The organism is Streptomyces sp. NPDC002577 (assembly GCF_053594815.1).
Map to the genome: position 1 here is coordinate 1 of NZ_JBSFWK010000085.1, position 12,778 is coordinate 12,778.

General features: G+C 72.1%; 1 pseudogene. It reads left to right on the forward strand.

Going from position 1 to position 12,778, the window contains the following annotated elements:
- Positions 1–12,778: pseudogene (locus ACWD4J_RS43635) on the forward strand (hypothetical protein); the annotation flags it as partial.

Below are 12,778 nucleotides of genomic sequence, written 5' to 3' on the forward strand. Positions count from 1 at the left end.
CAGTGGGTCGCGGTGGACGGCATGCTGCCGCACGAGGCCGCCTACTGGTCCAAGGTCTTCACTGCGCCCGAGGACGGGGGCTTCACCGGGCTCGAAACGTTCGGGATATCGCAGGTTCAGGAACGCAGGGTCGATTTCGAGCGTCTCGTCGACCAGCCGCTGCCCGAGGACCCGGAAGAGGACTCGTGGGCGGAGAGCTGGCTGCGGCGGAACGGGATGACGGCGCGACAGTTGCTGGAGCGCCTGACCCCGGCCCACTTCGCCGCGCTCATGACCTACACCAGCTCGACCTACCGGCTGATCAATCCACTGCTCAAGCCTGATGCCGACGAGGCTCGTTCGGCGCTCCGCCACCAGATCGAATGGCTCGTCGAGGAGCACCTGCGCGACGGGAGCTCCCTGCCGCCCGCGCTGCGCGACCGCCCGGAGCTCGCCGCTCTCACGGCCGTGCGTCCCCGGGACATGGACCCCGAGCAACTTCAGCGGCATCGTGAGCGGTTCCACGCGGAGATCGAGCGGCTGCTCCCCGCCATCGAGCGGGAGATGGCGGCCCACGCCACGATGCTGATGGACGCGCTGCGGCAGTTGCCGCCCGCGACCGGTGAGGTCTGGCGCGGCACGCGCCTAGTGGGCTACGCGGCCTCGGAGATCTCCTTCGATAAGTTCGCCAGCTTCAGCCGGAGCAGCGAGGAAGCAGAGCACGGGTTCCTGTTCATCAGGAAGGCTCCGCTGGAGGGTTCCCACCGCGTGCTCATTCACGCCGACCTCTCCGGGAACGCGGGCCGGGACATCACGCCCTTCTCCCTGAACGAGGACGAGCAGGAGGTGCTACTGCTGCCCGGGGCGCGCCTGCACATCACGTCCCGCGAGATCCACAAGGACGGCAACCGCCCGTACGAACTGATCACGGCCGTCGAGGAGCAGCCGGAGTTCCCGCTCACCCCGTTGCGGAACGCGCTGCAGCAGCTCGCCGGTTCCGGCTCGGTGGTCGGGCGCGACGAGCTGCTGCCGCTGGCCGGCCGGATCGGCGCGGCCGACGGCCTGCAGGTCTGGCACCTGGGCGCGCTGGCGAGTGAGGTGTACGGGGGACCCGAGCACCTGACCGTCGAGCGCCTGTCGAACGTACGCCGTGCGGCGGATCTGGCCCGGGGCGTACTGAGGATCGGCCCGGACACGCAGATCGCCGGAACGCACCTGGACGCGCTGGTACGCCGCCTGGACGGCACCGGTGCGATCACCCCGGTCGACGAGGGCGCTCGGTCGCGGATGGTGGACCTCGCCGGTCGGATGGAGAGGCCGGGACAGCGCGACGCGTACCCCCGACTGGCCGCCGCGTGGCGGATGGCAGCGGCCGCGGAGGACCAGGAAGGCCGCTCCGAGGAGCGTCTGGACTCCACCGAGGGGTTGCCGGAACTGCCGGACCTCAAGCGGTTCGTGACGGCGCTGGGCAAGCTGGACGAGCGTGCTGCCGCGGAGTTGTGGCGTGAGGCGTCGCGGATCACGGCGGAGCACAACCCGTTCCGTCTGACGGTCGACGAGGGCGGCGGTTCGCTGCTGGAGCGGGACTCGCAGCAGTACTGGGCGACGATGCGTGTGGCGCAGGTGCTGCACGAGTCCGCGGGCCAGGCGGACCGGCTCGACCGGGCCGTCGAGGTGGCACGCGGGCTGGCCGCGCAGCGGGGCGTCCATGCGGCGCACGAGGGGCTGCTGGGCGGCTCCCCGGACCTGCTCACCGGCGAAACCAGCCGGGCCGGCGCGACGGCGGAGTCCGACGCACCCATGTCCGACGCACCCATGAGGGAAGCCGAGGCGGTTCCGGACGGTTCAACGGCGTTCGCCGAGGCCCCGGGGCTGCTGAGCACGCTGTACACGGACCCGGCGTACGTCCCGTTGGCGCAGGACTTCGAGGAGAGGCTGGCCGAGTACGCGGCCGGTCACCCGAGGGCGCAGGAGATGGCGCAGATCGCTGTGCACGTCCTCTTCGGGGTGCTCTCCGAGGCGCATTCCGGCCTGGGCGAGGAGGAGATCATCCAGGTCTTCCTCCCGGACGGGATGGCGGAGGAACTGGCGGCGGAGAAGGACTGGTCGGTCGGTATCGACGACCTGGTGGAGTGGGACGTACCGGATCTGATGGCGGCCTTCCGCCAGGCGGCGCTCTCCAGTGATTCCCCGCTGGCCTTGCAGGCGTTGCTGCGCGGGATCGTCGGCTCGCGTGACTGGGCGAGGGCTGAGCAACTGGGCCTGGACGTTACGGCGCTGCGCGAGGGCACCACGGCCGTGCCGCCGGCCGAGCGTGCGTCGCGGACTGCCGCGGAGCTCGGAAAGCTCCTGCGCGTACTGAACATTTCCGACGCGGACGGGGAAGGATTCGCGCTCGCCCTGATCGCATCGCTGCTTCCGCAGCAGGAGGACTCTCTCTACGAGGTTCTGGCGGGCCTGCAGGCGGCGGACGTGGTCCCATCGCTGGCCGGGAACGCGTTGGAGGACGCCGCGCGGATGTACCGGTCCGTTCCGGGGCTGGAGCTGAGCGAAATCCGCTGGCAGGTCGCCGACGACGGCCTGCTGCCGCACGAGGCCGTCTACTGGTCCAGGGTCCGGGACGGCGATTTCGCCGAGCCCGGCCAGGTGATGCTGCAGAGGGCCCGGCAGCAAATGGAGAAGTTCTCCCTCGTCGACGAGTCACTGGACGTTCTGTCGCTGTCCGACGTGGAGGACGAGCCGTCCGTCGAGCGCTGGTTGCTCATGCACGACATGGCGCCGCAGCGGGTGCTGGACCGGCTGTCCCTCCCCCATTTCATCGCCCTGATGGCATACACCGCCACGGCTTCCGCGCTGATGAACACCGTGCTCAAGTTCGGGCCCGCCGAGGTCCGGTCAGCGCTGCGCAAGCGGATCAGGCGGATCATCGACGAGCGTTTCGGCAAGCCGCTGGGGGACATCACCTCCGCGCTGACCGCCGACCCGGTCGCCAAGCAGCTCTTCGCCGCCGACCACCGGAATCTGTCGAAGGAGGAGAACGCACGGAACACGGAGGAGCTCCACGCCATCGCCGAGCGGCTGCTGCCCACCATCGAGCGGGAGATGGCGGCCCACTCCGCGATGCTGCTGGACGCGCTGGAGCAGCTGCCGCCCGCGGCCGGTGAGGTCTGGCGCGGCAAGCGCTCCGCGGACGAACTCTTCGCGGGGACAGGCCATGGCGACCCGGCCGCCTCCGGCCGCACCGAGTTCTCGTTCCCGGCGTTCGCCAGCTTCAGCCGCAACGAGGACATGGCCAAGGGGTTCATGCGGGACCAGCTCCTGCCCATGGAATACCCCGTGCTGGTCCGCGCGGATCTGAGCGGGCACTGGGGCCGGGACATCACGGCGTTCTCGGCGAACCCGGAAGAGGAGGAGGTGCTGCTGCTTCCCGGGGCCCGGCTGAAGATCGAGTCCCGAGCGCTCGACGACGACGATGACGGCGACTTCGAGATGATCTACGCCCGGGAGGTTCCGCCGCCGTCGGCGGAGCTCCAGCGGTTCGCCGTGACCTTCGGCAAGCTGGACGAGCGTTCGGCCGGGCAGTTCTGGCGTCATGCGGTGCGGATCACGGCGGAGCACAACCCGTTCAACCTGACGGTGGCCGAGGGCGGCCGTTCGCTGCTGGAGCGGGACTCGGAGCAGTACTGGGCGACGATGCGCGTGGCCCAGGAGCTGCATCAGAACGCGGGCGCGCCGGACCGGGAGGCCCGGGCCGTCACGGTGGCCAAGGCCCTGGCCGAGGAGCGGGGCGTCGATGCGTCGCGGCCGGGGCTGCGGGGCGGTGCCACCGACACCGCGACCGCGTCGAGGCCGCCGCGTGCGGTGGCGGAGGCCACGCCTGCCCAGGTCGCGGGGACGCGTGCCGGGACAAGTGCGGGGACGCGTGCCGGGACAAGTGCGGGGACGACTGCCGGGACAAGCGCGGGGACGAGCCATGGCCCGGCGCGGCTGGAACCCATCGCCGAGCACGAGGACATCGCGCTGCCCGGCACCGACCACGTCATCCGGGTCGACGCCGAGACCGGACAACTGCTGTCCGTGGTGTCCGGCGGGAACGAGGCCGGCACCGACGGCGTCCGGGTCGAGCCGACCGAGGACGGCGGGCTTGTGGTGCACGTCGAGGGCCTGGCGGACACCCCGGTGACGTGGCATTACAACGCCGAGCGGGTGCTGGAATCGGTGGAACGGCCGCTTGCCGCGTACCGGGGCAACCCGCTCAGCGGTCAGCGCGTGCGGCTCCACTTCGCACCGGACGGCCGTCTGCGCGCGGTCCGGCTCGTACCGCAGGGCACCGGGGCGCGGTTGCGCGCCGACGTGCTGCGGGGCGAGGCGGCCACGCGGCTGCGCGGTGGATTCCGGGTGACCGATCCGCGTACCGAGGTGGAGTACTACTTCGACCGCGCGGCACGACAGGTACGGGCTCCGGAGCCTGTCACCCGGCACGTCCTCTTCGAGGGAGGATCGCGCCGGCTGTCCGCGGACACCGTGCGGGCCATCGACGCACTCGCCGCGAGCACGGCCCAGGAGGGTGTGGCGGCCTTCGAACGGGGACGGCCGCTGCCCGTCGTGTCGATCAGCGGTCACGGCAACGGCACCGTGCTCGGGCGGCCCCACTACGGCCGGGCCATCCGGCGGGGCGAGGAGCGGGCGGAGGCGGTGGCCAACGCCTTCACCGAGAGCCTGCGCAGGCACCTGCGGGAGGCGGAGGCGCCCTCTGAGCTGCACGCCTCCGACTTCAACGTCGTCGTCACGTCACGCGGCCGCGAGTATCCGCCCGGCACGAGCGCCGCCGACGGCCCGGCCGCCCTGCGCCGCGCGGTCATCACGATCAGCCACCCGACGTCGACCCTGGCCGACCTCCTCGCGACCTCACCCCAGCGGGAGACGGCACAGTCGGCCGGGGACGTGACGGTTCCCGAGGACACGCGCGCGTCGGAGCAGGAGCCCGCCGCCGGGGACATGACGGTCCCTGAGGAGACGCGTACGGCCGAGGAAATACACGCTTCCGAGGAGGCCGGCGTCCTCGAGGTGGTGCGTACGCCGGAGGACGTGCGCGACTCGGAGCAGCCTTCCGTGGCCGCCGTAGAGGTGCACGCTTCCGAGGAGGCCGGCGTCCTCGATGTGGTGCGTACGCCGGAGGACGTGCGCGATGCGGAGGACGTGCGCGACACGGAGTCGTCCGGGGAAGTGACGGCCCTCGACGAGGTACGGGCTTCCGAAGATGCGCCTGCCGCGAGTGAGACGACCGCGTCGCAGGCCCCCTCTGCGCCGGTCGAGGTCCGCGCGAGGAAGCGGGCCCGCACGGCCGAGGACGCGACGCCGGACGAGATGCGCGAGCCGAAGCGGGCTCGCACGACGGAGGAAGTCCCGGTCCGCGCGCCCGAGGAGGCCGGCACGCCCGAGCAGGTGCCCGCCGCCCATGACACTCGCGTACCCGGGCAGGTGCCCGCTGCCGACGACACTCGCGTGGCCGAGCGGGCGCCCGCGGCGGTGGAGGTCCGCGTGTCCGAGGAGGCCCCCACCTCCGACGACAGCCGCGAGCCCGAGCAGGTGCCTGCCGCCGACGACACTCGCGTACCCGGGCAGGTGCCTGCCGCCGACGACACTCGCGTGGCCGAGCGGGCGCCCGTGGCCGAGGAGGTCCCCGCACCCGAGCAGGCAGCCACCCCCGACCACACCCAGGACCAGGTTCCCGCGCCGCAGGCGGTCGCCTCCTCGTCGGTGGACCGGCAGGCCGGCCGGCCGGACACGGTGGAGGACGCGCCGGACGCCGAGGTGCCGTGGTACGTGGAGCGGGGCGCTCTGGGAGAGGTGACCGTCCGCGACGCCAAGACGTTCGACGAGGACGTGGCACGGCAGTGGGCGGACCGGGTCGCGTTCGAGGTGACGCGGCCCGGGGACGGTACCGAGCTGCTCGAGGGCATTTACGACGCGGTCCGCGGGCTGCTGACCGGCGCGCCCGCGTCGGGAACGGCGGAGACCCACGGCGAGGAGGAGCACGCCGCCACGCCCGCCGCCCTCTGGGACAGGGCGCTGCAGCAGGGCCTGATGCTGGTGGCCGGCGACCATGTGGTGTGGCTGCGGCCGGTGCTGAAGCAGCTCGCTCCCGCCCCGGCGGATCCCCAGGCGGATGCGGCAGTGCGCGACTACAAGGTGTCCTTCGCCGGGCAGTCGTCCACCAACAAGACCGCGATCGAACGACCGCACGGCGCCGACATCGTCCCGCTCACGGTCCTGTCACTCGCCCAGGGCGCCGGCTCCCTGCTGCCCGTGATCCCGCTGATCGGAGGCCAGTGGAGCCGCGAGCAGGCCACGGAACTCGAACGCAGCGTGGTGGCGGGCCGCAAGGTCTTCGTGAAGGACACGCTCCGGTTCCTGGCCGGCGGGGTGCACATGCGCGTCTTCGTGGACGGCGAGCTGCGTCCCTACGCTTCCGGGGACGAGCAGCTGGTCGTCCCGGCCGAGGTGACGGTGGACCTGCCCTCGGACTTCATCCAGCCGGGCGGGCCGCGCCTTCAGACGGTGGACGAGCCCGCCCAGCAGGGCACCGGTGTGTCGCGCCCGCACCACGCCCGCGAGGTGATCAACGCCATCGACCTGGTGCCGGTGGCGGCCCAGCTGCAACGGCGCCTGCGCTCCGCGGGGTTGCCCGCTGAGGCGGTGCGGCAGATCGCGGAGACGGTGCTGTCCCGTCTCAACGAGAAGTCGGCCCGCAACCGCAGCAGGTACCTGCTCGGCAACGGCGTGCTGACGAACCGCGTGAACGTCCGCGCGGGCCGGGGGCGGTTCCGCGGCCGCTTCACCATCAAGGCGCAGATCCACGACCTCCAGTACCTGGGTGACACCCCCGAGATCGCGATACGCGAGGACTCCGGCATCGGCATCACCGCCGCCCGTTCGCGGATGGACAAGGGGCGGCTGTCGCTCGGCGCGGCGAGCGCCGGCGGAACCAAGGGCACGGTCCGGTTCATGCCCTCCGCAGCGCTGACGTACGACCGAAGCCGGAACGCCGGGCATGGTCTGGCCCAAGTGGCGATGAGCCACACCGTGCTGAACGCCACCAGCGAGCAGGCCCGGTACCGGGCGGGGCTGCGCGTGACGGTGGAGGTGCTGTCGGACACCCACCGCATCGCCCCCGTGGAGCACATCGTCGACGCGGAGATCGGCGTCCCCGGCCGGGAGGCGGCCGACTTCGAGCAGCGGCTGCTGGGCGAGGACGTGCCACCGCTGCGGCAGGAGGCACTTTCCCTGGAAGGTCCCGTCGACGCGCAGCCGAGTGTCGCGCGGCTGCTGACCCTGGCCGCGGACCACGGGGTGGTACTGCCGGAGTCCGCCTACCAGAGGCCGGCGCGGCTGGACGCCCCGCTGCCTCAGCCGCATCCGCGCGAGCCGCTCGCGCTGGCGTCCCGGCTCGGTCAGGGCTTCGGCATGGGCATCGCCCTGCCCGGCGCGGAGTTGGTGCTCCCGCAGATCCGTACCGTGCTGGCCACAGTGCACCGGCAGCTGACGGGCGGCCGGAAGACGCCCGACTGGTCGAAGGCCGAGGACGACCTGGCCACGTGGTTCGACCGCCCGGCGCTGGAGGGCGACCTGCCGCGGCTGCTGGCGGGCGTGACGCACGACATCACCGTGAGCGGCCGGACGTACACCGTGTCGGTGGGGGCGCGCCTGCTGGAGCGGGTCCACGGCCGGACCGACGTGGACGCCTACCCGATGATCGTCAACGCGCGGGCGCTGGAGAGCGCCGCGGCGACCGGCAGCCGGGCGACCTCCTGGAGCGTCGACTTCCAGATGGGCGCCCGGCTGGCTGTGAAGCTCAAGAAGATACTGCGCCTGCAACTGGGCAACGTCGGCTTCTCGATCGGCGGCGGTCGCAGCCGGACCAGCCAGTTCGCGGGAGCGGCCAAGTCGTACCGGCGCACGGAGACGGTCGGCTCGGTCGACGAGCATGTCTACAACCTCGTCTACGACCTGTCGGTGCGCGCGTCCGGCCATTCGCCGCACCGGTGGTGGATCGACCGGCCCGGTGACGTGGTGGCCCGGATCGTCGTTCCGCACCAGCACGTCCCCACGCAGCCGCTCACCGCCGACGACGCCCGCGCGGCCGGTGAGGTGCGCCCGCTGGCCGAGTTGCCGGAGACGGAGACCGACTTCCGCCGCGGCGGCGTCGCCGGCGTCTTCCCGGCCTTCCTCACACCCCGCGACCTGCCGCTCGCCGCGGCACGGCTGTTCCAGCAGACCGACGGGCTTCCCGACAGCTGGCTGGAGGACTGGGGGAACTGGCCCGCCGAGCTGAACCGGACCTTCTCGTCCACGGAACTGGCGGCCCACTTCGCGGAACTGGTCGGACCGAGCGGCCTGCTGGTCGACCTGCCCACCACCGACGGCGGATGGCACCACATGCTGCGCGTCCGGATGGTGGTCACCGAGCCCAGGCATCTCACCGCCCACGCCGAGAAGGGCGAGGAGGTGGAGATCGAGCAGTACTCGCAGGGGCAGGCGCAGCACGAGAGCGGCACAGCGAAGGAGCGCTCGCTCGGCGTGAACGCCGGTGCCGGTCTGCGGTTCGAGGTCGGTGACGAAAATTCGAAGTGGGCGCACGCCAAGGTCACGACCATCGGCAAGGCGGGCTGGGAGTGGGGCCGCAGCCGCGAGGAGACCACGAGCGCGGGCCCGGTGGGCATCACCCGTGCCACCTACGGCGGTACCACCCACACCTACCGCGCGGACCCGGTGTTCGAGCTCACCGTCTTCCGGTGGAAGAGCCCTGGCGTGCTCGACCGGGTGACCGGCTCCGGCCGGAGCATGACCGCGAGGAAGCAGGTCGTCCAGGTCGCGGACGGACTGGATTTCCTCGTACCCGAGCGGCGGATTGCGGATCTGGGTCTCCCGGTGCCGCCGGACGTGGCGGTGGCGCCGCACGAGCCGACGGGCCATGTGGACCCCGCACTGCTGCCGGGGGTGGGCCACGCCGAGGTGCTGCGCGCCGACGGTGTGCTGGACCTGATGAAGGGGTGGCTCACCGAGCAGGGCCTGGTGAAGGACCGCGGCGACGGGTACCGGCCGAACCTGCTGCTGCGCGAACTGGAGAGGTCGTTCTCCTCCGAGGCCCTGCTCAGCCAGTACTCGGTGCTGACGGGCGGCGGCGTGTCGCGGTGGCTCGCCGTCCCCTCCGCCTTCGGCGCCCGCTACCTGTGGGTGCACGTCACCGCTGAGGCGGGGCGGCCGCAGGAGCAGCTCGACCGGCCCGACGTGCGGCTGACGCTGCGCAACCAGGCGGTGCGGTCGACCGGCACGTCCCAGGCGACGTCCTTCGGATGGCAGGCGGCCTTCGTGGGGCGCGCCCTGTTCGGCGAGAAGATCCATCTCGGCCCGGAGATCGAGGCCGGCTACCGCCGGGAGACCGAGCTCGGCCACGAGAAGTCCGAGAAGGAGATGGCGATCTACCGGGCGCAGACCCGGGAGGGCTCCGTCGAGTTCGGCCACGAGGTGACGTTCCGCGTCCGGATGGGTCTCGCCTACGAGCTGCCCGACGTGCTCCGCGCTCCTGTCGGCCTGGTACGCGGCACCGCGCTGGCGGTGGCCGGCTGGACCGGGCACCGCCAGGCAGCGGAGGCGTGGTGGCAGGCCCAAGAGACGTTCGTGAAGCGCTTCCCGGAGCCGGAGAACGCCGACGCCGGCACCGTGCGCGGCGATGTGCGCCTCCTGGTCCCGCGCCATCTGGTCACTTCCGGCGAGCTGCCGCCCGCTGCGGCCCGCGCCTACGGCACCGACCCGGTGTGGGAGCCGGCCGTCGGCCGGCCGCAGCCGTCCGCCAGTACAACGCCCGCGCCCCTGCTGGAGCGGCTGCTGACGGACGGCCACCCGTGGGCGCTGCCCGCGCACGCGGCGGTGCACAAGTGGGCGGCGCTGGCCGCGGCCCCCTCGCGGGTGCAGCGCGAGAACCTGGACGCGGTGGCCCCGGAGACCTGGAACATCCCCGGGCCGCACATCGCGGCGGGCGTGGCGTACGCCCACTACACGGGCGAGAACATGCTGCGGGCGAGCTTCGACAAGCTGCTGAAGCACCAGTATGTGGTCCCGGTCGGCAAGCGCGGCGTCACCGTCGGCATCGACGTGACGGGCGTCACGCGCATCGGCCCGGCGGACCCCGCCACCTTCAAGGCCCGTCACTACACCCAGGCCCACGAGTCGGAGAAGGACCCCGTCAAGCAGTCCTCCGGGTGGTTCGTCGGGGCCGGCCTGGAGAGCGGTAAGGACCCGGAGCAGGGCCCCCGGTTCATCAACCGCGCCCCGTACAGCTACGGGTGGGACCGCAGCCAGGAAACCTCGGGCGAGGCCGAGGACGTCGACGAGGCCAACCGGGAGCGGGCGAGACAGCCGTATCTCTACTACAAGGCCACTCTCGGCCTCGTCCTGACCGGCCGCCACGGACAGCTGCGGGTCACCGTCCCCGACGGCCTGTACTTCATGCTCCCGTCCGACGCGAACCTGGACGAGTGGTTGGAGCGGACCGCGCCGCCCGCGCTTGCCCAGGGGGAGCTGTCCGGGTCTTCCACATCTGCCCAAGGAGAGCAGCCGGAGTCGCCCACGTCTGCCCAAGGAGAGCAGTCCGGGTCGTCCACATCTGAGCAAGGAGAGCAGTCCGGGTCGCCCACGCCTGCCCAAGGAGAGCAGCCCGAGCCTTCCACGCTCGCCCTGGTCGAAGAGGAGCTGGCGTCCGAACGGCTGGAGACCGTTGGGGACGAGCCCCACATGCCTTCGCAGGCCCCCGCCGAGCGGGTGGCCACGCCGAGCGGGGCCTCGCGGGCGCCGCAGGTGTTGGCGCAGCCGGTGGCGGATCCGGTGCTGCCCGAGCAGTGGCAGCACCGGCAGGCCGAGGCGCAGGGCGCCCAGCTGGAGACCCAGCGATTCGATCCGATGCGAGGGAAGCCACTCGCGGACGGCTGGCTGCCCGGGAACAAGACCAGGATCCGCGCGACCATCCGGCGGGTCCAGGCCGAGGATCTCCGCTGGGTGCGCGATGTGACGCTGCACCTGCCGGTGCGCTTCGGCGAGGGCTTCACGGCGCAGCGGCTGCCGGAGTTCGAGGGCCGCTGGCGCGCCGCGCTGGACGGCTACTTCAACACTGGTCTGCGACTGCCGAGATCGGGCGACCAGTTGCACATCGGTCTGCAGTTGACTCCCGTCTCGGACGACCGGGAGGCCATCGAGCTGAGCATGTCGTCCGACCCCGGGCGGTCGGACCAGCTGCACTTCCGGCTGCGGTCCGAGGACCCGGCGCTCGACCCGGACGAACTCGGGGCGCGGCAGCGCCGCAACGACCTGCTGGGCCTGCACGAGCTGGCGCACTTCGCCGGGCTGCCGGACACCTCCTTGGACCCCGAGTCGGTGTTCCGCGACACCCCCGGGAAGTCCACCGACACCGGCATCATGGCCAGTATCGCCACGGCCCCGGGCACCGGTGTGCCCAGGCGCTACCTGGAGATCATCGAGGACACCATCGACTCCGGTCCCGTCGTGCGGGACCACCCCCTGCCGGAGTTCGACCCGGTCGACCGGACCGAGGTGTTCCAGGCGGTCCTCGCCGAGGCGCTGGCCGTGGTCGACGGGGTCAGGCCGGGTGATGGCCCCGATCTGTCCAGCGTCCAGGAGGTCATGAACCGGTTCCCGGCCGAGGGGCTCGAAGCGGGCCCCGTGGGGCGCGTCGAGGAGATCGCGCCCGAGCTCGGGGACGCGCTGGAGCGTGCGGGCACGTCGAGGAACCTGATCCACCCGAACGTCGTCGATGCCATGGCCCGAAGCCAACGGGAGCTGAAGCGGCAGGCTCAGCGTGCCCTGGTGCAGTACCAGGAGCTGCCTCTGGCGGAGCGGCTCCCGGTCGTCACCGAGGGGACGCCGTCCGCCCGTACGGTGACGATCCGTGACTACGCCGTCGTCCCCACCGTGCACGAGGGCCTGGGCGGGGGCCTTTACCAGGTCACGCACATTCCCACGGGGTTGCGCCGGGGCTTCAGCGGCAGCCGCGAGGAGACGTACCACGAGGTGTTCCTCGGCAGTGTGGCCCGCGACATGCCTGCCGAACTCGAGGGGCTCAAGGTCGGGTTCACCGGTGGCACCGTCGATTTCGCCGACGCTTCCGATGTCGCCGACCGGTTCAGCCTGACCACGGATGTTCCCCCCGGTGTACGTGCCGCCTTCGGCGTCGCCGACGGGACGGGTACGACGTGGTTCTTCACCAAGGAGGGGGTCTACAACGGGCGGACGGTCCGGCTTTCCGACGGGACCGGGTCACTGCACTTCGAGCTGGGGCAGCCCGGGTCCACCGAGCCTCGGTTCCTCGATGGCGCGGGGCAGCGGGACGACACCGTGAGTGCCGTCCCGCTCGGGTCCGGGCGGATCGCCCTGCGGCGAGACGTGGCAGGCCGCCAGCCGCTGGAGCACCGGGTCTACCAGGCGCACGGCGCCCTTCAGGAGACGACCGTCGCCATCCGCCGGCGGAGCGGCGTCCTGACCGGAGAGCACTGGTGGATCGAGCACACGACCGGCACGGCGTCCCGCATCGACGCGACCGGTACCCAGGTGGCCGGCCCGCACGGCTTCGCGACGGTCGGTACGTCTCCCACCGGCGCGCTGCGCCTGACCAGCCAGGAACAGCCCGATGCCGTCCTCTTCGAGCAGGAGCCGCTGGGCGGCGGTCACGTCCTGCATGTCGACCGGGACGAGGCCGGAAAGCTGCGCTGGACCGAGTTCGACCCGG